We start from the raw sequence: 25,416 nt of genomic DNA on the forward strand, positions 1-25,416 counted from the left end.
TTCATTGATTTTTATAGATAGATGGATCAAATATGACCGATAGAAATTTAGTAGATTTGATCAAACCTCTAGTAAGTTCGGAAGGTTTTTCTGATACGTTAATTGCCAATGTGCGCTTGATGAAGTGTGCGAAATCCTTACCTAGAATACCTTTAATTTATAGTCCTGGACTTACTATTATTGTCCAAGGTCGTAAAATTGGTTACTTGGGTGATCGTGAAATTCATTATAATTCTGGCCATTATTTAGTTCAAACACTGCCTTTACCCTTTGAGTGTGAAACCTTTGCTAGCGAAGATGAACCTCTTCTTGGAGTGTCTATTGATATAGATCCAGTTTTGTTATCTGAGTTAGTTTCTGTTTCTTCTGAAAATGATTTAAAGCTATCTGTATCCCATTTCCCCATGTCTTCAGTATCAATGAGTGATGAAATGATTGAGTCTGTATCTCGCCTTATCAAAGCTTTATACGACCCAAATACTGCAAAAATAATGGGGCCGAGTCGAGTTCGAGAGGTGGTTTTTGAAGCTTTGCAAAGCTCGCAAGGGGATGCGTTACGTGCCTTGGTGCTTAATCAAGGACGCTTTTCGCTGATAGTGAATTCCCTTAAACAATTGCATCAGCAGCTGGATCAAGAAGTCCGTGTGGAACAGCTTGCAGAAGATGCCAACATGAGTGTTTCAAGCTTCCACCATCATTTTAAAAACATCGCAGGATCGTCTCCATTACAGTACCTGAAGCGTTTGCGTCTATTGAAAGCACAAATGCTGTTAAACCGAGGTCACCTGAATGTCAGTCAGATTTCTTTAGAAGTTGGCTATAAAAGTATTCATCAGTTCAGTCGAGATTATAAACGCTACTTTGGTGCGCCTCCGACAAAAGACAAGCTAAGAGAAGACGCCGTAATATAATTTTTTTCCTTATTGAATTTACTTTGTTGAATTTAATAGACAGGTGGTCTAAATTAATACCTATCGTATTTTATTGCCTAGGTATAAACACTTGCTCTCTATCCTTGATGAACCAGATACCACCGTTAATCTGCCGAATAAACCTCGTCGTGGTCGTCCTAAAAAACAACCAAGCGATTCTTTGGATACCAAAGAGGCTTTGCTGCGTGCTGGAATGCAAATATTGACGGAATCTGGCTTTATTCGCAGTGGTATTGATCCGATTTTAAAATCGATTGGTGTGCCAAAGGGGTCTTTCTATCATTATTTTTCTAGTAAAGAAGCCTTTGGTTTGGCAGTCTTAGAGCGTTATCGCCGTTATTTCGAAGCTAAGTTAGATGGTTTCTTACTGGACGAGGCTTTTTCTCCGCTAGAGCGATTACAGCGTTTTGCTCAAGACGCCCAAGACGGCATTGTCCGGCACGAATTTAAACGTGGTTGTTTAGTGGGTAACTTGGAACAAGAATCCAGTCTGCTTTCTGAGGCGTTTCGAGAACAACTGCAAGCAACCTATCAAAGCTGGCAAGTACGAGTGGCGACCTGTTTATTAGAAAGTCAAAAACAAGGTGAAATTGATCTTACAGGCAATATTAACGATATTTCTCAAGCATTTTGGATTGGCTGGGAAGGCGCTGTTCATCGGGCTAGATTAGTCAAAAGCACACAACCACTAAGCTTGTTCATGGCGTTTTTTATCCAAGCAATTCAAATTAATACAAATTAATGACAATAGCCAAGTGAAGCTACTTGGCTTTTTTGTCCATATAAATAGACGAACGGTCTAAAATTGGAGGATTTATGTTCAAAGGTTTATTGATCACCCAAGAAGACAAGAAAAGCACAGCATCCGTGGTTGAACTGCAGGAAGATCAGCTGCCAGAAGGTGATGTGTTGATTGAAGTGCATTACAGCACCTTAAATTACAAAGACGGCTTAGCTATCACTGGTAAGTCTCCTGTTGTGCGTTCTTTTCCTATGGTGCCTGGAATCGATCTAGTCGGTAAAATTCTACAAAGCGATTCTGAGCGCTTCTCTGAAGGCGATTTCGTCATACTGAATGGTTTTGGTGTGGGTGAAATGCATTGGGGCGGTTTGGCTCAAAAAGCACGACTCAAAAGCGAGTGGCTCATTCCGCTTCCAAAAGGTATAGATGCCAAGCATTCTATGGCAATAGGTACAGCGGGTTATACCGCTATGTTGTCGGTAATTGCTCTTGAAAAACAAGGTGTTACGCCTGATTCAGGCGAAGTATTAGTGACAGGCGCCAACGGTGGCGTTGGCAGTTTTGCGATTCGCCTACTGAACCGTCTTGGCTATCACGTTGTTGCTTCTACTGGACGAATGGAAGAAAGCGACTATTTGAAAAGCCTTGGTGCGAGCGACATCATCGACCGGAATACACTGTCTGAGCAGGGCAAGCCGTTGCAAAAAGAGCGTTGGGCTGGCGTCATCGACTGTGTTGGCAGTCACACTTTAGTTAATGCCTGTGCCACTACCAAATACGGCGGTGTGGTGACGTGTTGTGGCTTAGCACAAGGCATGGACTTCCCTGCTTCTGTAGCACCTTTCATTTTACGAGGCATCAAGCTGATTGGTATCGACAGCGTCATGCGGCCATTACAAGACCGCATTGAAGCATGGCAACGTTTGAGCGAACTGCTACAGCCAGAAGATTTTGACAGCATGAGCGAAGAAATCGGCTTGGACGATGTCGTAGAAACGGCTAATAAATTACTTGAAGGCAAAGTACGAGGTCGTGTATTGGTGAATGTTAAGGCTTAGATTCAAATATACAACTAACTGAAAAATGGCAAAAAAAGGTTGATGAGCAAGTGTTCATCAACCTTTTTCCATTATTTCCCAATACAGAACGAGCCAAAGATGCGGCCTAGCAGGTCATCGCTGGTGAAAGCACCGGTGATTTCGCTAAGCGCTTGTTGGGCTTCTTTCAGATCTTCAGCCAGCAATTCCCCTGCGCCGTAACCGTGCAGTTGCTCATAGCCTGCGTCTAAAAAGCGGTTAGCTTTGTTGAGGGCTTCTATGTGACGACGACGAGCGATAAAGCCCCCTTCAGTCGTGCTGTCGAAGCCCATGACGGCTTTGAGATGTTCGGTCAGGTCGTTAACGCCCTCTCCTGTTTTTGCCGATAGAGAGATCACAGAGACGCCTGAGACCATTTCGATGCCTGTGCTTTCTTTGGTTAAGTCGACTTTGTTACGCACCAAGGTTAGGTGTTTAGTATCGCCTAGTTTCTCCATAAATTCTGGCCAGATTTCACTTGGGTCTTTTGAATCAATAGATTGGCTGTCGACCATCATTAAGATGCGATCTGCTTTACTGATTTCGTCCCATGCGCGCTGAATACCAATGCGCTCTACTTCGTCTGGGCTGTCGCGTAAGCCTGCTGTGTCGATAATGTGCAGCGGCATGCCATCTAAGTGAATATGTTCACGCAAGACATCACGAGTGGTGCCTTCGATGTTAGTGACAATGGCGGATTCTTTGCCAGATAAAGCGTTTAGTAAGCTAGATTTACCCGCATTGGGGCGCCCTGCAATAACCACGCTCATGCCTTCGCGAATCAAGGCGCCTTGGTTGGCTTCTTTAAGCACTTCGATTAGCTTGTTTTTAATGTCTGCCAGTTCAGTGGCAACTTTGCCGTCACCGATGAAGTCGATTTCTTCTTCTGGAAAATCAATTGCAGCTTCAACGTAAATACGCAGGTGAATCAAGGCTTCGACCAATTCATCAACGCGTGTAGAGAAGGCACCTTGCAAGGAGCGTAGCGCACATTTAGCGGCTTGCTCCGAAGTGCTGTCGATCAAATCGGCAATGGCTTCCGCTTGGGTTAAGTCCATCTTGTCGTTCATAAAGGCGCGTTCAGAGAATTCACCTGGGCGGGCTAAACGTGCGCCAAGAGCAACACAATGGCTTAGCAGCATGTCCATAATGACCGGACCACCGTGACCTTGTAGTTCAAAGATGTCTTCGCCAGTAAACGAGTTTGGTCCTGGGAAATATAAGGCGATGCCTTCATCAAGTTGTTCTTGATTCGTTGTTTTGAATGGCACGTAATGGGCGTAACGTGGTTTAGGTTCAAATCCCAAAATTTGTTGGGCGATGGCAAGGCTTTTGGGGCCTGATAAACGAATGATGCCTACGCCACCTCGGCCGGGAGCTGTGGCTTGTGCGGCAATGGTGTCTTGGTCTGTGGCGTATTGGAAATCAGTCATAATCAAACTCTGTGCAATAAAAGTAATGTATCTAGGTTGGTGCCATTGTCCGTTAGCTGAGGGATCAAGGCAATCTAAACGTAAAAAAGGCCTCCCAATGGGAAGCCTTTTTAATCAAAACCTAAGCCTATTTAGTATCAGGCTTCTTTTTCGATGCGTTTTGTAATCACATATTGTTGCAATATGGATAAGGTGTTGTTCGTTACCCAGTATAGAACCAAACCAGCTGGGAACCACAAGAAGAAGATGGAGAATGCCACTGGCATGATCTTCATGATTCGAGCTTGCATTGGATCTGGAGGCGTAGGGTTAAGTGATTGTTGAACAAACATACTAATACCCATCAAGATTGGCAGGATAAAGAATGGGTCCATCACTGATAAATCGTGAATCCACAGGAAGAACGGCGCATGGCGCAATTCAACAGATTCCATCAATACCCAGTATAACGAAAGGAAAACCGGCATTTGTACTAAGATTGGCAAGCACCCACCCAGAGGGTTGATTTTTTCTTTCTTGTACAGCGCCATCATTTCTTGCGACATCTTCTGACGATCATCACCATACTGGTCTTTCAGTTTGGCAATTTCTGGGCCGAATTTACGCATTTTCGCCATAGAACGGTAGCTTGTTGCTGATAGCTTGAAAAAGACTGCTTTTACACAGACCACAACCAAGATAATCGCGATGCCCCAGTTAATAACGAATGACTGAATTAGAGTAAGCAACCAGAATAGTGGTTTAGCCAACCACCATAACCAGCCGTAATCGACGGTCAAATCTAGGTTTGTAGCGGTTTCTTCAAGGTGGTCTTGTAATTTTGGACCTACATAGAAAGTAGAGCTCAATGTACCTTGTTTGCCTGCTGCAATTTCTACTGGCGTACCAGTGAAACCAATGATGTTGAAGTCGCCATTAGTACGAGCTTGCAATGTCACTTTTTGACCTTGCTCTGGAACCCAAGCAGACACGAAATAGTGCTGAAGTACCGCAACCCAACCTTGAGTCGTGGTTGTTTTAACAGGCTCTTCTTTCATATCAGAGAAAGAGATCTTGTTGTATTTCGTCTGTTCGTCAGAAATCGCACCACCAAGGTAAGGCTGTAGGCCCATGCTCGTTGCTTGGCTTGGATCTGGCGTATTATCACGTTTGATCTGAGCAAATAGATTACCACGCCATGTATTAGATGAAGCGTTGTCTACTGTGATCAATTGACGAATACGGTATTTACCCTTCATAAAGCGGAAAGTTTTTGTATATTTCACGCCTTGAGCATCTGTGTAGTAAAGGTTCACATCAAGAGAATCTTCACCTTCCGCTAAGGAATAAGCGGTTTTTTCAGATTGGTAAACTGGACGACCTTCAGGAGAAGCGTCTGGACCATTTTGTCCAACTAGGCCACTTTGAGTCACATAAGTGCGCTCGCTGCCATCTTCTAAAATAACAAATGGATCAGGCTTGCCTAATTCTTTTTTATATTGAAGAAGAGCGGCTTCAACCAAATCACCACCGACTGGATTGATCGCAACACGAAGGGTATCGGTTGTGACTTGAATCAACTTCCCAGGTGCGATTTTTGTCACACTTTGTGGGATTTCGGCATTGGCTTCGGTTGTGCTTTGAATTGCCGAAGGCAAATCATCGCTCATTTGAGAGTTTATCTCAGATTGAGATTGTGTGCTTTGAGCTACGCTTTGAGTGGACTGAGGACCATAATCTTGGCTCCACTGTAAAAACAGTAGGTAGCCACTGATAAAAAGCGCACCCCATAAAAAGTAACGTCTGAAATCCATGGTATTCAACTAATTTGTTTGGTTGGACAATAGGTTCACAGAACCCTTATAAAAATCACGCGCTATTAAACCAGCCTTTGGCAGTTTTTTCAGCCTATTTCTGTCTAGTTTGGTCGCGTTTTTTATTTTGAGCAGGTTTTTGAGCTTTTTTTGCCAATTGATCCCACGCTTTGTCGAGTCGTTTGTGCAAATCAGCATTTTCCAGCTCTTTGATACCTTGTCTTGCTAGGAAGACAATATCAAGACCTGAAAGTGGTATTTTGTGGTGACGAAAGGAATCACGCACCAAGCGTTTGATACGATTCCTGCCTACCGCGCGTTTATCCGTTTTTTTGGACACAATAAGACCCAGTCGAGCTTGGTCATCATCTCGTTTTCGTGCCAATAAAAGGAATTCGCCTGCGAAGACTTTGGAGGAGGTGTCGTTAAAGACAGATTGATAATCCCCGGCATTCAGAAGTCTGACATGCCGAGGAAAACAATAGTCGGTCATTAGCGTGCTTATGCGCTTAGAACCTTGCGTCCGCGAGCACGACGACGAGCGACGATTTGACGTCCGCTTTTAGTAGCCATACGAGCACGGAAACCGTGGTTGCGTTTGCGTTTTAGAACGCTAGGTTGGAAAGTTCTTTTCATCTTAATTCTCTCACTGAATGCAGTGTTTGAGTTTTGAGGGTTAGCGGTCGCCAAGCCTCTACATTTGATTGGTCAAATCAGGGCGCGGATTTTAGAGCCTTTCCTCAGTAAATTCAATGCTTCTAGGCGCAAAATTATTAAATAAATAGCTTCACAATTCATTAAGCACTTACACACAGACTTCTACCTTAGTGGTGGATAAAGAAAAAATCATTTTGATATCTTATCCACAGAAGGTTTTTTTAATTAGTTATTGTGTATAAAAATCAAAAAGATAAAAAATATCTTACTTGTGCAAAACATAAAAATAAACCAATGTTAATATGTGTATAACTATCTCCTTTATGCACACGAGAAATATTTTATCTACCGATGTGCATAACCTCTTGTGTTATTAACATTTTTGAATTTATAGAGTTGTGTGCCTTATTTTCCATTTATATGTGGATAACTTTTATTGTCCGATGTAAAATCCGCTTCTTGTCTGTCACTCAACCAGGGAGTACGTTTACAGTGTCTTTGGAGCATTGGAATCTTTGCCTGCAGCGTTTGCAGGGTGAGTTTTCCACATCTCAGTTCAACACTTGGATTCGTCCATTACAGGCTGAAATGATGCCTAATGGAGAATTGCGCCTGAGCGCACCAAACCGATTCGTGTTGGATTGGGTGAGTAACAAATATCAAACGCGCATAAAAGAGTTATTGTCTGAATTTGCGGGTGATGACCTTGCTCCTGCTTTAAAGCTGGAAGTTAAAGCTCAAAACTTCGCTCAAACGAATCAGATGTCGCCGCCACCGCCTCCAGTTTCAAGCGAACCGGTTATCAGCCCTTTAAATAATGAAGTCGCAAGAGAATCTGGTTATCGTCCTGGCTTTGGTTTAATGGATGAAGAAGATGGGCCGCCACATGCCGATCTCGAATTTGAAGCGCCATTAACTTTGTCTGGCACAGGGTTACGCGGTGAACTTGAACCTTATGAACAGGGGCAACTGCCGTTAACGGCGCCCAAACGTAAAGTACAAGTTGAAGGTGGTATTAACCACGGCGCGAACCTGAATAATTCTTTTACCTTTGATAACTTCATCGAGGGTAAATCGAACCAGCTGGCTCATGCCGCAGCCCTACAAGTTGCTGAAAATCCAGGCGGTGCTTATAACCCCCTCTTTATATACGGTGGGGTTGGATTAGGTAAAACTCACTTAATGCAAGCCGTCGGTACTGAGATGATGCGTCACAATCCGAATGCTAAGGTGGTTTACCTGCATTCCGAGCGTTTTGTTGCCGATATGGTAAAGGCTTTGCAGTTAAACGCGATTAACGACTTTAAACGTTATTATCGTTCTGTGGATGCCTTACTTATTGATGATATTCAATTTTTTGCCGGTAAAGACAGAACCCAAGAAGAGTTTTTCCACACTTTTAATGCCTTGTTAGAAGGCGGACAGCAGATGATTTTGACCTGTGACCGCTACCCTAAAGAAATTCAAGGTCTGGAAGATCGCCTGAAATCGCGTTTTGGCTGGGGTTTAACTGTCGCTATCGAGCCTCCAGAATTAGAAACTCGTGTGGCTATTTTGATGCGTAAAGCAGATGAAAGTGGCATCAAGTTATCTTACGATTCTGCTTTCTTTATTGCGCAGAAAATCCGCTCCAACGTGCGAGAGCTAGAAGGTGCACTAAAACGTGTTATCGCTAACTCGCATTTTACTGGGCGCGCTATTACGCCTGATTTTGTGCGTGAGTCGTTAAAAGACCTTTTGGCCTTGCAAGACAAGCTAGTTAACATTGATAATATCCAGCGAATTGTCGCGGAATATTATAAAATTAAGATCAGTGATCTGTTGTCCAAACGTCGTAGTCGTTCAGTGGCTCGTCCTCGTCAAGTGGCGATGTCATTAGCAAAAGAATTGACCAACCACAGTTTGCCAGAAATTGGTGATGCGTTTGGTGGACGAGATCATACGACTGCATTGCATGCGATTCGTAAGATCAAAGAGCTGCAAGACACCGATTCGGATATCCGTGAAGACTATAAACAATTGATGCGAATCCTGACCACCTGATGGTCTAAGACTTTGAGTTTACGAGGAAAATAATGAAATTTTCAGTCGTCCGCGAGACACTTCTTAAGCCACTTCAACTAGTGGCAGGCGTTGTAGAGCGCAAGCAAACTATGCCTGTCTTGGCCAATGTATTGGTGGAAGTGAAAGACCAAGTATTAACACTGACTGGCTCTGACTTAGAAGTTGAGTTAGTTGGACATGTGCCATTAGATGAGTGCGAAGAAGGCCGTATTACCGTGCCTGCTCGCAAGCTAATGGATATTTGCAAAAGCTTACCAGACAGCGCTGTGATTGAATTCACATTGGACGATCAAAAAGCGGTCATTCGCTCAGGTCGTTCACGTTTTAGCTTGTCTACTTTGCCAGCCGATGAATTCCCGAATATCCAAGATATGCAAGGTGATTTGTCTGTGTCTATCGCACAAAACAGCGTGCGTCGATTGATCGACCGTACTGGTTTTGCCATGGCGAACCAAGATGTGCGTTATTACCTTAACGGCATGCTGTTAGAAGTGGCTGATGGTCAATTACGTGTAGTAGCAACCGATGGACACCGTTTAGCAACGGCTGTTGAAGACGCCCAAGTAAGTGGCGATCTGACGCAAGTTATCGTACCTCGCAAAGGTGTACTGGAATTAAACCGCTTGCTTAACGATACCGATGAAGTGGTTGAGCTAACGATAGGCACAAACCATATTCGTGCCAAAGTCGCGGATTATGTGTTCACTTCTAAGCTAGTTGATGGCAAATTCCCTGATTATCATCGCGTTATTCCTCGTAACAACGAAAAAATAGTTATTGCAGATCGTTTGGAATTACGCCAAGTATTCCTACGTGCATCGATTCTTTCTAACGAGAAATACCGTGGCGTGCGTTTGATTCTTTCTAATGGCATGTTGCAAGTCTTTGCTAATAACCCAGAGCAAGAAGAAGCTGAAGAATCCGTATTGGTGCAATACCAAGGCGACAATATGGAAGTGGGCTTCAACGTGGGTTATTTATTAGACGTATTGGGTGTCGTAGACTCTCAGGAAGTACGTTTATCCTTAAACGACTCGAACAGCAGTGCCTTGATCGAAGAAGCTCAAAGTCACGCAGCACAATACGTTGTGATGCCGATGCGTCTATAATTATCAGCTAGATGAATAGACCTATCACCCTCCAAGCGTTTGAAAGAATCAAATGCTTGGAGGGCTGTCTTCCCTCCCCCAATTAAGGTTTAAGAGTTATGCCGCTGGTGCGTTTGGACATCTCTCATGTTCGCAACCTTTCTAGTGTGCGCTTTGAACCTTCGCCCCAAGTGAATGTGATCGTTGGCAAAAATGGCAGCGGTAAAACCTCGGTCTTAGAAGCTATTCACCTTTTGTCTTTTGGCCGATCCTTCCGTAGTCATAAGCACAAAACCTATATTCAGCACGAAAACGAAGCATGTATTGTCTTTGCCCAATTACATCAAGATCAAGGCAGCCCAGTGCCCGTTGGCTTGCAACGCTATCGTGATGGTCAGATTGATGTGCGTATTCAAGGACAACGCGCTCAGTCGGTTATTGAGCTGGCAGAACGTCTTCCTGTACAGCTGATTAACCCCGATGCGTTCCGATTATTAGAAGGATCACCAAGCATTCGGCGCCAATTTATTGACTGGGGAGCCTTTCATTTTGATAAAGACTTCATTCAAGCGTGGCGAGGCTGGCAAAAAGCATTAAAACAGCGGAATACCTTGCTCAGACGTGGTAAAATATCCCACAGTTTATTAGCGGCATTTGATCAGGAATTGATCCGGCTGGGCGAGCAAGTTAATCAATCTCGAAAAGACTATGTGGAAAAGCTAACGCCACATTTCGAGAAGGTTTTATCGCTCTTAACCACAGAGCTTTCAGTGAGTCTTCAGTTCTTTCAAGGCTGGGATGCACAGAAAAACTTAGCCATGGCTGTGGAAGCGGGACGCGAGCGAGATATTGAGCTTGGTTATACGCATACAGGCCCCCAGCGAGCTGATTTACGTGTGAAAACTGCAACGGGAGATGCGTTAGACACCTTGTCCCGTGGCCAGCAAAAGTTGGTGGTTTCTGCACTGAAGATTGCTCAAGGACAGTTATTGATCGATATGGGTCGCCCTCTGGTATTTTTAGTGGATGATTTACCAGCTGAGTTGGACGCCAACCACAGACAGAAACTTTGTCAGTTGTTGGAGTCATTAAACAGCCAAATTTTTATTACCAGTGTCGAGCCTGATACAACGGATTTTACTTGGGCCGATACAACCGACGTTCGTCAATTTGCTATGAATAATGGCGAATTGTCTTTATTGAGCAAAGGTTTGCAGGAGAGTTAAATGAGTGAAAATAATTACGAAGCGTCCAGTATCAAGGTGCTCAAAGGGCTAGATGCCGTACGTAAACGCCCAGGAATGTATATCGGCGATACGGACGATGGCACAGGCTTGCACCACATGGTATTTGAAGTCGTGGATAACTCCATTGATGAAGCCCTTGCTGGTCACTGTGACACGATTACCGTTCTGATTCATCCTGATGAATCTATTTCCGTGTCTGATAACGGCCGTGGTATTCCGGTTGATATGCACGAAGAAGAAGGCGTGTCTGCTGCCGAAGTTATCATGACGGTACTTCACGCTGGTGGTAAGTTTGACGATAACTCATATAAAGTTTCTGGTGGTCTTCATGGTGTAGGTGTTTCGGTTGTAAACGCCTTATCTGAAGAGCTCACCTTGACGATTCGTAAGAACGGCAAAGTGTACGAGCAACATTACAAGCATGGTGTACCACAAGCTCCTCTTGCCATTATTGGAGACTCTGACGGCAAAGGAACTACGGTTCATTTCAAACCTTCTGCTGATACCTTTACTAACATCTTGTTTTATTATGACATCCTGGCCAAACGCCTACGTGAATTGTCATTCTTGAACTCTGGCGTTGCCATCAAATTAAAAGACGAGCGTTCTGGTAAAGAGGAATTCTTTAACTACGAAGGCGGATTGCGTTCTTTTGTTGAGCATTTGAATACCAACAAAACGCCAATCAACGATATTTTTCACTTTATTTGCCAACGTGATGACCTAGAAGATGGTATCGCTGTAGAAGTGGCATTACAGTGGAACGAAGGCTTCCAAGAAAACATCTACTGTTACACTAACAATATTCCTCAGCGCGATGGCGGTACCCACCTTGCGGGTTTCCGTGGCGCGTTAACGCGAACGTTGAACAATTTTATTGAAAAAGAAGGTCTTGCGAAAAAGCAAAAAGTCGCAACGACAGGCGATGACAGCCGCGAAGGTTTGACTGCGATCGTATCGGTAAAAGTACCGGATCCGAAGTTCTCTTCTCAGACCAAAGACAAGCTCGTATCTTCTGAAGTAAAAACGGCCGTAGAACAAGAAATGGCGAAACGTTTTTCTGAGTATTTACTTGAGAAACCTGGTGAAGCCAAAATCATCGTTAACAAAATGATTGATGCGGCTCGTGCCCGTGAAGCTGCTCGTCGTGCTCGTGATATGACTCGTCGTAAAGGTGCGCTAGACATCGCTGGCTTACCTGGTAAATTGGCCGATTGTCAGGAAAAAGACCCAGCGCTTTCTGAAATCTACCTAGTGGAGGGTGACTCGGCAGGTGGCTCGGCAAAACAAGGTCGTGATCGTCGTACACAAGCCATTCTGCCTCTGAAAGGTAAAATCTTGAACGTCGAAAAAGCCCGTTTTGATAAAATGCTGGCGTCTGTTGAAGTAGGCACCCTGATTACTGCATTGGGTTGTGGTATCGGCCGTGACGAATTTAACGCTGATAAATTGCGTTACCACAGCATCGTTATCATGACCGATGCCGACGTCGATGGATCGCACATTCGTACCCTGCTGTTGACTTTCTTTTTCCGTCAAATGCCAGAAATCATCGAACGTGGTCACATTTTCATTGCCCAACCACCGTTGTTTAAAATCAAACGTGGTAAGCAGGAGCAATACATCAAAGACGAAGCGGCATTGGATCAGCATTTGATCGAAGTCGCTTTGGATGGCGCTCATATGCACGTCAACGAAGATGCTCCAGGCATTCAAGGGGAGCACCTGGCAAAATTGATGCGTGACTACATTCACATTGAAGCCGATGTTGAGCGTTTGTCTCGTGTGTACCCAAGAGATGTAATGGGCAAACTTCTGTACTGTAAAGCACTGACACAAGAAGATTTGACCAACGAAGCAACGGTAATGGAATGGGTTGAAGCCATCCGTAGCCAAATGCCACAAGACGCTCGTACTGGTTTCCGCTTTGATTTCTCTGTAGAAAAAGATGAAGAACGTAAGGTTTATTTACCTGTAGTCGACATTATGTCTCACGGTGTGTCTAACCGTTATCGCTTTGAAGGTACCTTCTTCAGCTCGCCTGAGTACAAACGTATTGTGACCATGTCTGAAACTGTTGAAGAGTTGTTTGGCGAAGAGTCTTACATCCAGCGTGGCGAACGTCGTGAAACAGTGAAAACTATTAGCGACATGAAAGCTTGGTTGATGAAAGAAGCCTCTCGCGGCATGACGGTACAACGCTATAAAGGTTTGGGTGAGATGAACCCTGAGCAACTTTGGGAAACTACTATGGACCCAGATGCTCGTCGCATGCTGCGCGTAACTATTGATGACGCCGTAGCCGCTGACCAAATGTTCACTACCTTGATGGGTGACGAAGTGGAACCACGTCGTAACTTCATCCAAGACAACGCCTTGAACGTAGCGAACCTAGACGTTTAAGTTTTCGTTTGATCTACAAAAAAGCCCCATTTCCGATAGAAGTGGGGCTTTTAAAAATGTGTTATGGAAATAATATTATCAATTAAGTTCAAACAGAAGTGATAATTATCCTTCAAAATGTTCACTCCATCCTCTAATGCCAAACTCCAACATATTGGATTTTATATAGTTCTCGATCTCGAAAAATAGATTTTTATAATTTTTTGATTTTAATAAATCTGTGTAATAGTCATTAGAAATAAAGTATTCTTTATCTAAAGCTCTTTTGAACTGAGCATAAAAATCTTTTTTATGCTCTACAGAAAAGTGTAATAGCGATTCGTTTGATATTGTTAATAATATTTCATCAATCAAAAGTTTAATAGAATCTTTTGGGAAAAGAACAGTTCCGTTTTTAAATTCATTAAATATTTCAATAGCTTCTTCTGTTGTAAATTCAATTTTTTCTAGAGATACAAAGCTTTGTAGATTAAAGTCTTCGTCTTTATTAAGCTTTATAGCAATTCCGGATTGTTCTTTAGACCTAGGTAATGGTTGGTTTCCAATAAGACAAATTTTATTACGATCTTTTTCTTGTACCTTTGTAAGATCAATTTTATAAATGTATGCGTTACCAGCTTTCCTTGGAAAATAGTGACCGTCTTTGAATTCACACATAGCAAAAAACTTAGCAATGCTTTTGTTTTTCGAAACGTCTAAGAGAGATGTCGGAAGCTCATAGTGTTGGCATAGTCCTTCTACTTCCACACTAAAACTATGCTGATCATTAATAAGAAGGTAGTGGTTTACTAAGTTATTAATACGTACTTTCTTTAGTATACGTTCAAATTCATACCTTCTTATCAAGGATAAATCATCAATATCTGGTCTAAAAATAGAAGGTTTACACGGAGAATGATAATGGTTTTGGCCCCGATAATAGATAGGAGAGAACTCACCTTCACCTAAAGGCATAATTCTATATTGATTGCTTCCTATATCTACAGCATAATCCTTGTTCCCTTCAACTAGACCAATACGACTGAATTCTTTTTTAGTTATAAAATCTAAATACATATCGAGAGAAAATATTTTCTTTCCTTCTAATTTCTCAAGCTTCATCAAACAATCCCTAAATGTAGAGCGAAACTAGTTTATAGGGCTTAATTTGCAGGCTGTCAAATTAAGCCCTATTTGACAACTTACAACGCCTTTTTGATGCAGTCTTCAATCGATGTGGTTGGGCGGCCAATGAGCGTTGATAAATCTTTGCTGTCGCTGAACAAGGCACCTTGGGACGCGCCAATTTCTGAGTTAGCCAGGATGGCGGCAAAGCCTTCTGGTAAGCCAGCGGCAACGAGGATTTGGGTGAATTCCGCTTCAGGAACGTTTTGATAAGCGACGGTTTTACCTGATACCTTGCTGATCGCAGCGGAGTATTCGCTTAACGTGAAAGCGTTATCGCCAGCCAGTTCATAGACTTTGCCCGCTTGTCCGTCTTTTACAAGTACGGCCGCGGCCGCAGCAGCATAATCCGCACGTGCAGCAGTAGCCAGTTTGCCGTCTCCAGCACAGCCAACAACGCCGTATTGCAATGCGGTTGCTACGCCCATTGTGTAGTTTTCAGAGTACCAACCATTGCGAAGTAGCACATAAGGAACGCCAGATTCCGCCAATAATTTTTCGGTGGCTACGTGCTCTTGTGCAAGGATGAGTGGCGAGCTATCCGCGTTTAAAATACTGGTGTAAGCCAGCAAAGAAACACCGGCTTGTTGAGCGGCATTAATCACATTGCTGTGTTGGGCGGTGCGCTGGCCGACTTCACTGGAAGAAATCAGCAAGACTTTTTCAACATCTTGCATAGCCGTCACAAGTGACGCCACATCGTTGTAATCTGCCTGACGAACTTGAACGCCCTTTTCTGCCAAATCTGCCACTGTTTCTGGGTTACGAACCGCAGCAATAATATTGCTTGCTGCTGTTTTTTCTAATAGTGAAGTAATGACAAGACGGCCAAGTTGACCCGATGCACCAGTTACTAAAATCATACTTTTCTCCTTTGAGTTTTAACTTGATGGAAGTAGAATAAATCACTAACAAACTTTTAGTAAGTACGTACAAAAAGGTAAGTATGGAAAATATTTTGCAAGAGTCTACAAATGGGATGTCGCGCTTATTTGAAAAAGGCGATGTCTTTTCAGACAAATGCCCTTCTCGCGATATTTTGAAACACGTGACAAGTCGTTGGGGGGTTTTAGTGCTGTTTGCACTCAAAGATGGTGAAACTCAACGCTTCAGTGAACTGCGCCGTAAAATTGCTGGTGTGAGCGAAAAAATGCTCGCGCAAACTCTGCAAGCGCTAGAGCAAGATGGCTTTGTATTGCGCACATCCTTTCCCGTTGTTCCGCCACATGTGGAATACAGTTTGACGGAATTAGGTCTGGAAGTTGCGGATCGTGTTGCCAATTTGGCAGATTGGATAGAAGATAATATCAGTGATATTTTGGCGGCTCAGTCCTTACAGAAAGAAACTGTAAGCGCATAATCTAGCGTATTGGACAATTAACTTTTTGTTTCTGTGAAGGCTAAGGTAAGTCTATTTTTAAAACGCTTAGAAGTAAGTGAATACTTACATTTTATCGAGAGGAAAACACACTGCTCGAAAGCAGTGTGTTGGTTTGAAACAAGATAGCCGTGATCTTAAATTCCGAATTTATCGCGCAGGTTGTAATACACAGCACCCGCAGCTGTATAAGGAATACGCAGCATTCGCCCACCAGGGAATTGATACTGAGGCATGCTGGCAAACACGTCAAAGCGTTCCATTTCTCCATCAATGGCATCGGATAAGATTTCTCCCATCAGATGGGAGTTGGTCACACCGTGGCCAGAGTAACCTTGCGCATAGTAGAGATTATCGCCAATTTTCCCCACTTGTGGCATACGCATCATGGTCAGCAGGAAGTTGCCTGTCCACGCAAAATCGATCTTAGTGTCTTTCAATACCGGATAGGTTTTCAACATTTTTGGCACTATGATGGATTCAATCTTGCCCGGATCACGCGCGCCATAAGTGGTGCCGCCTCCGTAAATCAGACGGCCATCGCCAGATAGACGGTAGTAGTCTAATAAGTAGTTACAGTCTTCAACACAATGATCTGTTGGTAACAGTTGTTTTTGGATTTCGACCGGTAATGGCTCCGTGGCGATCACCTGAGTGCCGCATGGCATGGCCTTCTTCTCTATTTCTGGCAATAAACCAAACATATAAGCGTTACCAGCAACGACAATAGTATCAGCAACCACTGTGCCCTTCTTGGTGACGACTTTGCCGGGTTTACCTTGTTCTAGACGAATCACTTCGGAGTCTTCGAATATCTGACCACCAAGCTCCTCAAACGCTTTGGCCTGTCCAAGCACCAAGTTCAGCGGTTGAATGTGACCACCCTTTTTATCCAATAAACCACCCACATAGCGGTCTGAACCGATATGATTTTGAATGCTGTCAGCGGTTAAAAGCTCTAACTCGTTATGTCCATGGCTTTCCCACAGAGCTTTTTTGGCTTTCAATTCTTCAAATTGCTTTTTGTTGCACGCTGCAAAGACGTTACCGTGCTTGAGGTCACAATCGATGTTGTATTTTTCGATGCGATGACGAATCAATTCAGAGCCAGCAAACGCCATTTTGGCCATTTTCTGACCAATGTTATCGCCGTAATTTTTGTAGATGTAGTCGATGTCGCGGTTAAAGCTGTTAACGATTTGACCGCCATTACGGCCTGATGCGCCAAAGCCAATTCGAGTGCCTTCAACCACAATCACGCGCTTGCCTTTTTCCGCTAAGCTAAGGGCGGTCGATATGCCAGTAAACCCAGCACCAACGACACAGACATCACAACGATGCTCACCCGTTAGCTGTGGACGAATGGCTTTATCATTTGCGGAGGCCGCGTAGTATGAATTTGCATGAGTAGGGGATGACATAGAGAACCTCTCCTATAGCGTGTAGATGCGTTAATCCGTGCGTCTACAGTAGTGTAAAAAAGCGGGGCTATTAACGCCCCTATTAATCCAACAATGGCTTGCGAGTCTTAGATTTGGTTTATTTCAGACTGATCCAGGTGTTTTTAATTTCAGTGTATTTTTCCAGCGCATGCCACGATTTATCTCGGCCGTTTCCAGACGCTTTAACGCCACCAAAAGGCACCGTTGTATCGCCATCGCCCCACGTGTTTACCCACACCATGCCAGACTCTAGTAGACGGCTGACACGGTGCGCACGGCCCAAATCATTGGTCCAGATCGATGCGCCTAAGCCGTATTTCGAATCGTTCGCCAATTCAATGGCTTCGGCTTCGGTGTCAAACGTCATCACCGCCAAAACAGGGCCAAAAATCTCTTCTTTCACGAAGGTCATTGCGTGGCTTGCGTCGGTAAAAATGGTTGGTTTAGCGTAGAACCCCTGCCCTTCTTGATAATCGGGAACGCCGCCTAATGCCAACGTGGCGCCATCAGCAATCGCACTCTCAATAAACCCGGTTACGGTATCCAGCTGGGCTTTGTCGACCATGGGTCCCATTTTGGTCGCTGGGTCTAATGGGTCGCCGGGTACGTAGGTTTTTGCTGCCTCAAGCAAGGCGACCATGAAGGCGTCCTTGATGCTGCTGTGAACGTACAAACGGGAGCAGGCAATGCACACTTCCCCTTGGTTGGTGAAAATGGCCGTTGCTGCGCCTTTGGCAGCCGCTTCAATGTCTTTGCAGTCTTCAAAGACGATACAAGGCGATTTGCCTCCCGCTTCTAGCCAAACCCGCTTCATGTTGGATTGACCCGCGTATTGCATCAGTAGTCCTGCCACGCGGCTAGAACCAGTGAACGCTAAGGTGCCAATATCATGGTGCAGCGCAAGGGCTTTTCCAGCGGTGTGGCCAAAACCTGGGAGGACGTTGAATACGCCATCTGGAATCCCCGCTTGCGTTGCCAACTCGGCAATTCTGAGAGCGCTCAACGGCGATTTCTCAGACGGTTTTAGAATGATGCTGTTGCCCGCAGCCAAAGCCGGTGCAATTTTCCACATCACCATCATTAATGGGTAATTCCAAGGCGTAATAATAGCGACAACGCCCAATGGTTCGCGGCTGATCAGTGCCAAATTGTCTGGGTTCGTTGGAGCTATTTCACCGTACAATTTGTCGATGCATTCGGCCGACCAACGTAAGCTGTCGATGGAATCTGGTACGTCGATGCCGACCATTTCTGAAATCGACTTACCCATGTCCAAGGTGTCTATTAAGGCTAGTTCATCTTGGTGCTCTTCTAGCAAATCGGCCCATTTTTGTAAGATGCGTTTGCGCTTATTTGGTGCCATGTTTGACCAAATACCACTTTTAAATGCTGCTTTAGCTGCCGCAGTAGCCAGGTTCACATCGGCTTCATCACAACTAGCAACTTTTGCCAACAAGGACTCGTCCGTCGGATTGATACAATCGAACGTGTCACCGCTTTGTGCTGGTGTAAAAACACCATTAATGTAGGCGTCGGAATGCAGGCTAATTGTGTTACGAAGTGCTTGCCATTCTTGGTAAGTTTTCATACGTAATTCCTTTCTTTGGCGTCCAATAAAAACGCTAAATGAGTTGCTATGAATCTAAACTAACTGAGCAGCGTCCTTTCGTACCATATCCCCGTGGGGGTATATCGTAATTTTCCGAATTCTCTAAGATGACGAAATTGGATTTAGAACATCGTCTAGTCAGACAAAATAATGAAAAATTTCTAACAAACTGTCACTTGGAGAGCTCAGCTTATGTCAAAGATAACCGTTGCCGCTACGCAAATGCATTGCACGTGGAATCAGAAAGATAACCTTGATCGTGCTGAAAAGCTAATACGTTTGGCTGCTGCCAAAGGGGCTCAAGTTATCCTAATTCAGGAGTTGTTTGAAACGCCTTATTTTTGCATAGAGATCCACGAGCCATATCATGATTTGGCGATCACATTGGCTGAAAATATGGCGTTTAAACGTTTCCAAGAATTGGCCACCGAACTAAATGTCGTACTGCCATTTAGTTGGTTTGAGAAAGCCGGACAAGTTCGTTTTAACTCCTTAGCAATGATAGATGCAGGTGGTGAACTTCTTGGCGTATACCGTAAAACACACATTCCAGACAGCGATGGTTACTTGGAAAAGTACTACTTCAGCCCTGGTGATACAGGTTTTAAAGTATGGCACACCAAGTTTGGTTGCATTGGTGTGGGGGTTTGTTGGGATCAGTGGTTCCCAGAAACCGCTCGTTCAATGGCTCTAATGGGGGCGGATTTATTGCTTTTCCCAACGGCGATTGGCTCTGAGCCGAGCCAATCGGATCTAGACAGCATGCCTCACTGGACGAACACCATGCGTGGACATGCCGCTGCCAACCAGACACCTGTGATTGCCTCTAACCGAATTGGTACAGAGCAAGCAGAGCACCGTGATTTGTCACTGACATTTTATGGTTCATCGTTTATTTGTGATGAACGTGGTGAATTAATCGAGCAAGCAGACCGCGATAGCGAAGCGATTCTTGTGCATACGTTTGATTTGGAAAAAGTGCGCTCTCAGCGTAAAGCATGGGGGCTTTTTCGTGATCGTCGACCAGAACATTACGATGTCATCAAAACACTCGATGGCCAGGTCAAATAGGAGGCATCATGTTAACCACTCCCAAAGCGGATGATTTTTGGATGCCAGGCGAGCATAACCCTCAGAGCTCTGTTTGGTTGGCGTGGCCTACACGTCCAGATAACTGGCGTGATAACGGCTTTCCTGCGCAGGCTGCTTTCGCGCATTTTATTGAGCGCTTAAGTGGCTATGTCACGGTAAAGCTGGCGGTGTTGCCTGAATACGAAATGCAATCTAGAAGCATGTTGCCAAGTTCCATTGAGATTGTTCCTATGGTTTACAATGACGCTTGGATGAGAGACATCGGTCCAACCATGGTCATCAATGAAGCGGGTGTGAAGCGTGCCGTTAATTGGCAGTTTAATGCTTGGGGTGGCGAATTGGACGGGCTTTACGACGATTGGTCAGATGACCAAAGTGTTGCCAGTCATATTGCCCAGCAGGAAGGCGTAGAAAGTTATGATGCGCCTTTTATCCTTGAAGGTGGTTCAATACATTGCGATGGAGAAGGTACACTTTATACAACGGAAGAGTGCTTGTTACACCCAAGCCGAAATCCAGAGTTAAGCCGAGAAGATATCGAAGTGCTGCTGAAAGAGTATTTGTCGATTGAAAAAGTGGTTTGGCTGCCGTTGGGCTTATTCAACGATGAAACCAATGGCCATATCGATAATATCTTGCATGTGGTTCGTCCCGGTGAAGTCTTATTGACGGTTTGCGATGATAATAACGACCCGCAATACGCCATTAGTCAGCAGGCTTTAGATATATTAGCTGAGGCTCGCGATGCGCGTGGCCGTAAGATTATAGTTCATAAATTGCCTATGCCTGGGCCTCTTTATATTCGAGAAGAAGAAGCGGCAGGCTTGATACAGCCAGATCGTATGGAGCGCGCCACGGATGATCGTTTAGCTGGCTCCTACGCGAACTGCTTAATTTGTAACGGTGCAGTGTTTTACCCCCTATTGGATGAAAAAAATGACCAGCAAGCCCACGCTATTTTGCAAGCGGCGTTTCCTAAGCATGAGTTAATTGGCATTCCTGCTCGTGATATTTTGTTGGGCGGTGGCAACTTGCACTGTATTACGCAACAGATTCCAGTCTAACCTTTCAGCTTTATTTAAAGGCAAAAAATGCCTAGCGACAAATCGTTAGGCATTTTTAGTTTTACGATAGAGTAACCGTCGCTTCTTAGCGTCCGGTTTTAATGTCTGTCCATAAACGTACCATCAAACGCTCGATCTTTAAGCCTCGTACCTTCTGTGCGAAGAGTTTCTTTTTCACTTCGTCGCTTGGGTAGATACCCTCATTACTAGAGATATCGGGATCTTGTAGATCCATCGCGTCTAGGTTTGGGTTCGCGTACGCCACGTAGTTTGATACATCGGCAATGACTTCTGGGCGTAATAAGAAGTTCATGAACTTGTACGCAGCTTCTTTGTTTTCAGCTTCTTTAGGTATAGCCAGCATGTCAAACCAGATTTGAGTTCCCTCTTTAGGGATACTGTATTCGATGTTTACGCCATTATCGGCTTCAATAGCGCGATCTTGTGCTTGAATCACATCCCCAGACCAACCAATAGCCACACAAATATCGCCGTTAGCAAGTGCGCTGATGTACTGCGAGGAGTGGAATTGAGACACATAAGGGCGCACGTCTTTTAGCAGTTTGACCGCTTCGCTGTCTAACGCATAATCTTGAGGATTACGACTGTTGGGGTTTTTACCTAAATAGTTGAGTGTAAGTGGGTACAGTTCGTCTGGTGAGTCTAAAAACATAACACCACATTTTTGCAGTTTGGCCATGTTGTCTGGATTAAATACTAGGTCCCAGCTGTTTACGGGTGCATCTTCACCTAAGACTTCTTTTACTTTATCGACGTTGTAACCAATACCTGTCGTACCCCATAAATATGGCACGCCGAATTGGTTACCAGGATCGACAGCTTCAAGGAAAGACAACAGCTCTGGGTCTAGATGCTTTAGATTAGGTAACTTGGCTTTGTCCAGTTTGCCAAACACGCCCGCTTGAATCTGACGTCCCATGAATGACGCGGTTGGCACCACCAAATCATAACCTGAATTGCCTGCTAGCAGTTTTGCTTCAAGCACTTCGTTACTGTCAAAAACGTCTTGGATGACTTGAATGCCAGTCTCGGCTTCAAACCGTTCAACCGTGTCTTCGGCAATGTAATCCGACCAGTTGAAGAATTTTAGCGTTTCGGCAGAAACAGACGTAGCTGTTGTGCCTAGCGCACAGACCATACCCGCAATGGGTAAAAATTGACGCATTTTAAGGTTTTTCTGTGTCATGATTTGGTTCCTCAGTGATAACTCTACTTACATCACGCAAAGCTTTTTTATCCTTGTCGTGATGCTCAGTGGATTAAAAATAATTACACATTCAACAATAGATGTTCGCGCTCCCAAGAGCTGATAACCCGGTTAAAGGTCTCGAACTCACTGCGTTTTACACCCATATAAGCTGTGACGAAGTCCTTGCCCAAGATGTTACATAATGGTTCACATTCTTCCAAAAGGCGTAGGCCTTCCTCTAGTGTTCTTGCAATTTCTACTTCTGGGTAATCGGACGGTGGCTGATTCGTTTTGATAGGATCGGTTGGTTGTAGCTTTTGCTTCATACCTAAATAGCCACATGCCAAGGTCGCCGCAATAGCTAGATATGGGTTAGAGTCAGCACCCGGAAAACGGTTTTCAATGCGTGTTGCTTGTGGCGGTGAAAACGGAATACGTAGCCCTGCTGTACGATTATCAAACCCCCAGTTCATGTTGATTGGCGCAGCCATTTCTGGTGAAAAACGACGATAGGAGTTGACGTTTGGTGCGAAGAAAGAGATCGCGTTTGGCGTGTATTTCTGCAAACCACCTAAATAATGATAGAACAGTTCGCTTGGTTTACCGTTATCATCAAAGACGTTTTTCCCCGTTTTCGCCTCTACCAAACTTTGGTGAATGTGCATCGAACTGCCTGGCTCATCTTTCATCGGTTTCGCCATGAAAGTAGCATACACGCCATGTTTGAGTGCGGCTTCTCGTAAAGTGCGTTTGAACACAAACACTTGGTCAGCCAAGTCGAGTGGATCACCATGAATAAAGTTTATCTCCATTTGTGCGGCACCGGATTCATGGATCAAGGTGTCTACGTCCAGTCCTTGAGCTTCGCAATAGCTGTACAGGGTATCAATGATGGTGTTGAACTCGTTTACTGCATCAATACTGTACGAACGACGTGATGTTTCGCGTTTGCCAGAGCGTCCTGCCGCCGGTTTTAGTTCATAATCTGGATCTGTGTTGGGTTGGATCAGATAGAACTCGACTTCTGGCGCTATGACGGGCTTTAAGCCTTCGGCTTCATAAAGTGACAAAATATGACGCAGAATAGTACGGCTTGCCAACGGGTGAAGGTTGCCATCAGTGGTATAGCAGTCGTTTATAACTTGAGCCGTTGGCTCGTCAGCCCACGGAACCATACGTATGGTGTTTGGGTCTGGTTTCAACACCATATCTCGGTCGCTGGCGTCGACAATGTCGTAGTGATTGTCAGCCCAATCCCCCGTCACACTTTGCACTAAAACGGTTTCAGGGATGCGCCCCGTTTTCTCTGCAAGGAACTTGAACGTCGGGTAAAATTTTCCCCGCGCATTCCCTGTCATATCTGCTAATGTTGACTCGACTTCAGTAATTGCATGCTCTTTTAAAAAAGCTTCAAACTCTGTCATAACTCACCTTAAGTTGGCTGCTTAACGAATGTTCTTAAGCCGTAACGTTTTTATACTGGCTTTTGCTCTAGGGTGTTTTTTTCTACAACCCGAATAATGCTTCGGTTTAAACATTATTTTACTTTGATCATTAAATCAACACTTAGTCAAAAAATAAGTTCATATTACAATTGACACTGACTATAAATTCGATCAATCATTCGGTTATTGAGTTTTGGATTATGACAGGAGTTTCCCTTGAGCAAACATGAGCCGTCCTACTATGAAGCTACGGCAAGAGCGTACAAAAGCCGCCCTCAGTTAGTGGGTGATCACAGTGCTGATATTTGCATTATAGGTGGAGGATTTACAGGTACTTCAGCGGCTCTGCATCTTGCAGAAGCGGGTTTTCAAGTGGTCTTACTGGAAGCCAACGAAATTGGCTGGGGGGCTTCTGGGCGTAATGGTGGACAAATTTGCCAAGGTCATAACATGAGCCACGCGGAGATGGCCAAAAAGGTCGGCAAAGACACAGCTGATGTATTGTGGCAAACCTCGGTCGATTCGGTTGATTTGGTAAAGGAGCTGATTGAGAAATACCAAATCGATTGTGATCTGGCTGCTGGAGTATTACATGTGGCATCTAAATCACGTCACGCAGATGAAATTAAAGAAGCGGTTGAATATAAGCGCCAGCAGCTAAATTACGAAGATGTTGAGTTTCTAGATGCTAAAACTGTTGCCGATAAATTGGGTACAGATCGTTATCATGGTGGCGAATGGTATAAGGAGGGTGCGCATATTCACCCGCTTAACTTTGCGCTTGGGTTAGCGAAAGCGGCGGAAGAATACGGTGCTGAGTTGTACGATCATTCCGCGGTATTGGAATACACAGATGGCAAGCAACCTGAGGTTATGACGGCCAAAGGTCGTGTTCGTTGCCGTTATTTGTTATTTGCGTGTAATGGCTACCTTGGGCACTTAAATGGCCCAGCAGCACGAAAAATCATGCCAATTAATAATTTTATTATTGCAACAGAGCCACTACCAGAAAGCGTTGCCAATCGAATTAACCCAGATCGCATTGCTGTAGCTGATTCGAAATTTGTTGTGAACTATTACCGTCTATCAAAAGACAGGAGAATGTTGTGGGGGGGCGGTGAAAATTACAGTCAGCGTTTTCCAAAGGATATTGCAGGGTTTGTTAAAAAACACATGTTAGAAACCTACCCTGAGTTAGGCGATTATCGCATCGATTATGCCTGGGGCGGAACGTTGGCGATTACGCTGAATCGAATGCCGCATATTGCGCGCCAGCAAGAAAATATTTTTGTTGCTCATGGTTATTCAGGTCACGGAGTAGCGATGGCGACATATGCTGGTGCGATTTTCGCCAAAGCCGTGCAAGGTTCGTTAGAAAAAATGGATGCATTTGAAAGGCTTCCTATGCGTGATTTTCCAGGTGGTACTTTACTTCGTTGGCCTGGTTTAGTTACTGGGATGTTGTATTACTCAATGTTAGATCGTTTGCCCTAATATGACGAATGGCTAGTGATGGGTATGTTTAGTGTTCATTGGTATGTGTATAATTTAATCACTTTATTTGATGTACTCTGTAT

The 25,416-nt window shown here is 44.4% G+C and carries 21 protein-coding genes; 11 read left to right on the plus strand and 10 right to left on the minus strand.

Annotated elements, in window-relative coordinates:
• The first annotated feature begins 32 nt into the window (after positions 1-32).
• From DFP77_RS01220 to acuI, 3 genes are all read left to right on the plus strand, one after another.
• Complete coding sequence (locus tag DFP77_RS01220; RefSeq protein ID WP_181858474.1) at positions 33-911, plus strand: AraC family transcriptional regulator; 879 nt, start codon at positions 33-35, stop codon at positions 909-911.
• Between the two features lie 91 nt (positions 912-1,002).
• The gene (gene acuR / locus DFP77_RS01225; protein ID WP_258861040.1) at positions 1,003-1,674 is read left to right on the plus strand and encodes an acrylate utilization transcriptional regulator AcuR; all 672 of its coding nucleotides are present in this window, start codon (positions 1,003-1,005) and stop codon (positions 1,672-1,674) included.
• Positions 1,675-1,748: 74 nt separating this feature from the next.
• On the plus strand, positions 1,749-2,732 hold the full coding sequence (gene acuI / locus DFP77_RS01230) for an acrylyl-CoA reductase (NADPH) (protein WP_114410485.1): 984 nt from the start codon (positions 1,749-1,751) through the stop codon (positions 2,730-2,732).
• Between the two features lie 71 nt (positions 2,733-2,803).
• Here the strand turns inward: acuI and mnmE are convergent, their stop codons facing one another.
• The 4 genes from mnmE to rpmH all read right to left on the minus strand — a co-directional run bounded on the left by mnmE (position 2,804) and on the right by rpmH (position 6,612).
• Positions 2,804-4,183: a tRNA uridine-5-carboxymethylaminomethyl(34) synthesis GTPase MnmE gene (gene mnmE, locus DFP77_RS01235; protein WP_114410486.1), complete on the minus strand. Its 1,380-nt coding sequence runs from the start codon at positions 4,181-4,183 to the stop codon at positions 2,804-2,806.
• Positions 4,184-4,320: 137 nt separating this feature from the next.
• Positions 4,321-5,976, minus strand: a complete 1,656-nt coding sequence (yidC, locus tag DFP77_RS01240; protein WP_114410487.1) for a membrane protein insertase YidC — start codon at positions 5,974-5,976, stop codon at positions 4,321-4,323.
• 94 nt (positions 5,977-6,070) lie between these two features.
• Positions 6,071-6,469 (minus strand): ribonuclease P protein component, encoded by a 399-nt coding sequence (gene rnpA / locus DFP77_RS01245; protein ID WP_114410488.1) that lies wholly within the window; start codon positions 6,467-6,469, stop codon positions 6,071-6,073.
• 8 nt (positions 6,470-6,477) lie between these two features.
• Positions 6,478-6,612 (minus strand): 50S ribosomal protein L34, encoded by a 135-nt coding sequence (rpmH, locus tag DFP77_RS01250; RefSeq protein ID WP_084035504.1) that lies wholly within the window; start codon positions 6,610-6,612, stop codon positions 6,478-6,480.
• 513 nt (positions 6,613-7,125) lie between these two features.
• On the opposite strand from rpmH, the gene dnaA reads away from it, so the two are divergent.
• The 4 genes from dnaA (at position 7,126) to gyrB (ending at position 13,435) form a co-directional block, all read left to right on the plus strand.
• Entirely contained in the window at positions 7,126-8,676 is a 1,551-nt protein-coding gene (gene dnaA, locus DFP77_RS01255) for a chromosomal replication initiator protein DnaA (protein WP_114410489.1), read from the plus strand.
• 32 nt (positions 8,677-8,708) lie between these two features.
• Positions 8,709-9,806 (plus strand): DNA polymerase III subunit beta, encoded by a 1,098-nt coding sequence (gene dnaN, locus DFP77_RS01260; protein ID WP_114410490.1) that lies wholly within the window; start codon positions 8,709-8,711, stop codon positions 9,804-9,806.
• Between the two features lie 98 nt (positions 9,807-9,904).
• Positions 9,905-11,011: a DNA replication/repair protein RecF gene (gene recF, locus DFP77_RS01265; RefSeq protein ID WP_114410491.1), complete on the plus strand. Its 1,107-nt coding sequence runs from the start codon at positions 9,905-9,907 to the stop codon at positions 11,009-11,011.
• Positions 11,012-13,435, plus strand: coding sequence for a DNA topoisomerase (ATP-hydrolyzing) subunit B (gyrB, locus tag DFP77_RS01270; protein WP_114410492.1), 2,424 nt, complete (start codon positions 11,012-11,014; stop codon positions 13,433-13,435). It abuts the gene before it with no gap.
• A 105-nt stretch (positions 13,436-13,540) separates the two neighbouring features.
• Here the strand turns inward: gyrB and DFP77_RS01275 are convergent, their stop codons facing one another.
• Positions 13,541-14,536, minus strand: coding sequence for an FRG domain-containing protein (locus tag DFP77_RS01275; RefSeq protein ID WP_114410493.1), 996 nt, complete (start codon positions 14,534-14,536; stop codon positions 13,541-13,543).
• A gap of 80 nt (positions 14,537-14,616) precedes the next feature.
• Complete coding sequence (locus tag DFP77_RS01280; protein WP_114410494.1) at positions 14,617-15,462, minus strand: SDR family oxidoreductase; 846 nt, start codon at positions 15,460-15,462, stop codon at positions 14,617-14,619.
• Between the two features lie 83 nt (positions 15,463-15,545).
• Between DFP77_RS01280 and DFP77_RS01285 the strand changes: the two genes are divergently transcribed.
• A complete protein-coding gene (locus DFP77_RS01285) occupies positions 15,546-15,959 on the plus strand; it encodes a winged helix-turn-helix transcriptional regulator (protein WP_114410495.1) in 414 nt (137 codons plus the stop codon).
• A 155-nt stretch (positions 15,960-16,114) separates the two neighbouring features.
• On the opposite strand, the gene DFP77_RS01290 is transcribed toward DFP77_RS01285, so the two are convergent.
• Both DFP77_RS01290 and DFP77_RS01295 read right to left on the minus strand, forming a co-directional pair.
• A complete protein-coding gene (locus DFP77_RS01290; protein ID WP_114410496.1) occupies positions 16,115-17,398 on the minus strand; it encodes an NAD(P)/FAD-dependent oxidoreductase in 1,284 nt (427 codons plus the stop codon).
• 118 nt (positions 17,399-17,516) lie between these two features.
• Complete coding sequence (locus DFP77_RS01295) at positions 17,517-19,007, minus strand: aldehyde dehydrogenase (RefSeq protein ID WP_114410497.1); 1,491 nt, start codon at positions 19,005-19,007, stop codon at positions 17,517-17,519.
• Between the two features lie 213 nt (positions 19,008-19,220).
• Between DFP77_RS01295 and aguB the strand changes: the two genes are divergently transcribed.
• A complete protein-coding gene (gene aguB, locus DFP77_RS01300; RefSeq protein ID WP_114410498.1) occupies positions 19,221-20,099 on the plus strand; it encodes an N-carbamoylputrescine amidase in 879 nt (292 codons plus the stop codon).
• Between the two features lie 8 nt (positions 20,100-20,107).
• Positions 20,108-21,184 (plus strand): agmatine deiminase, encoded by a 1,077-nt coding sequence (gene aguA, locus DFP77_RS01305; RefSeq protein ID WP_181858475.1) that lies wholly within the window; start codon positions 20,108-20,110, stop codon positions 21,182-21,184.
• An 85-nt stretch (positions 21,185-21,269) separates the two neighbouring features.
• On the opposite strand, the gene DFP77_RS01310 is transcribed toward aguA, so the two are convergent.
• Both DFP77_RS01310 and DFP77_RS01315 read right to left on the minus strand, forming a co-directional pair.
• Positions 21,270-22,391 carry an extracellular solute-binding protein gene (locus DFP77_RS01310; RefSeq protein ID WP_275586976.1) on the minus strand — a complete coding sequence of 374 codons (1,122 nt, stop codon included), beginning with the start codon at positions 22,389-22,391 and terminating at the stop codon, positions 21,270-21,272.
• Between the two features lie 83 nt (positions 22,392-22,474).
• Positions 22,475-23,818: a glutamine synthetase family protein gene (locus DFP77_RS01315; RefSeq protein ID WP_114410500.1), complete on the minus strand. Its 1,344-nt coding sequence runs from the start codon at positions 23,816-23,818 to the stop codon at positions 22,475-22,477.
• Between the two features lie 237 nt (positions 23,819-24,055).
• Here DFP77_RS01315 and DFP77_RS01320 point away from each other — a divergent pair, with 237 nt between their 5' ends.
• Positions 24,056-25,333: an NAD(P)/FAD-dependent oxidoreductase gene (locus tag DFP77_RS01320; RefSeq protein ID WP_114410501.1), complete on the plus strand. Its 1,278-nt coding sequence runs from the start codon at positions 24,056-24,058 to the stop codon at positions 25,331-25,333.
• Positions 25,334-25,416 lie beyond the last annotated feature (83 nt).

Source organism: Marinomonas foliarum, assembly GCF_003337275.1.
Lineage (GTDB): Bacteria > Pseudomonadota > Gammaproteobacteria > Pseudomonadales > Marinomonadaceae > Marinomonas > Marinomonas foliarum.

Coding starts and splice junctions, on each gene's coding strand:
- DFP77_RS01220 (WP_181858474.1), top strand. CDS start 33: ATGACCGATAGAAATTTAGTAGATTTGATCAAACCTCTAGTAAGTTCG.
- acuI (WP_114410485.1), top strand. CDS start 1,749: ATGTTCAAAGGTTTATTGATCACCCAAGAAGACAAGAAAAGCACAGCA.
- mnmE (WP_114410486.1), bottom strand. CDS start 4,183: ATGACTGATTTCCAATACGCCACAGACCAAGACACCATTGCCGCACAA.
- yidC (WP_114410487.1), bottom strand. CDS start 5,976: ATGGATTTCAGACGTTACTTTTTATGGGGTGCGCTTTTTATCAGTGGC.
- rnpA (WP_114410488.1), bottom strand. CDS start 6,469: ATGACCGACTATTGTTTTCCTCGGCATGTCAGACTTCTGAATGCCGGG.
- rpmH (WP_084035504.1), bottom strand. CDS start 6,612: ATGAAAAGAACTTTCCAACCTAGCGTTCTAAAACGCAAACGCAACCAC.
- dnaN (WP_114410490.1), top strand. CDS start 8,709: ATGAAATTTTCAGTCGTCCGCGAGACACTTCTTAAGCCACTTCAACTA.
- recF (WP_114410491.1), top strand. CDS start 9,905: ATGCCGCTGGTGCGTTTGGACATCTCTCATGTTCGCAACCTTTCTAGT.
- gyrB (WP_114410492.1), top strand. CDS start 11,012: ATGAGTGAAAATAATTACGAAGCGTCCAGTATCAAGGTGCTCAAAGGG.
- DFP77_RS01275 (WP_114410493.1), bottom strand. CDS start 14,536: ATGAAGCTTGAGAAATTAGAAGGAAAGAAAATATTTTCTCTCGATATG.
- DFP77_RS01280 (WP_114410494.1), bottom strand. CDS start 15,462: ATGATTTTAGTAACTGGTGCATCGGGTCAACTTGGCCGTCTTGTCATT.
- DFP77_RS01285 (WP_114410495.1), top strand. CDS start 15,546: ATGGAAAATATTTTGCAAGAGTCTACAAATGGGATGTCGCGCTTATTT.
- DFP77_RS01290 (WP_114410496.1), bottom strand. CDS start 17,398: ATGTCATCCCCTACTCATGCAAATTCATACTACGCGGCCTCCGCAAAT.
- DFP77_RS01295 (WP_114410497.1), bottom strand. CDS start 19,007: ATGAAAACTTACCAAGAATGGCAAGCACTTCGTAACACAATTAGCCTG.
- aguB (WP_114410498.1), top strand. CDS start 19,221: ATGTCAAAGATAACCGTTGCCGCTACGCAAATGCATTGCACGTGGAAT.
- aguA (WP_181858475.1), top strand. CDS start 20,108: ATGTTAACCACTCCCAAAGCGGATGATTTTTGGATGCCAGGCGAGCAT.
- DFP77_RS01310 (WP_275586976.1), bottom strand. CDS start 22,391: ATGACACAGAAAAACCTTAAAATGCGTCAATTTTTACCCATTGCGGGT.
- DFP77_RS01315 (WP_114410500.1), bottom strand. CDS start 23,818: ATGACAGAGTTTGAAGCTTTTTTAAAAGAGCATGCAATTACTGAAGTC.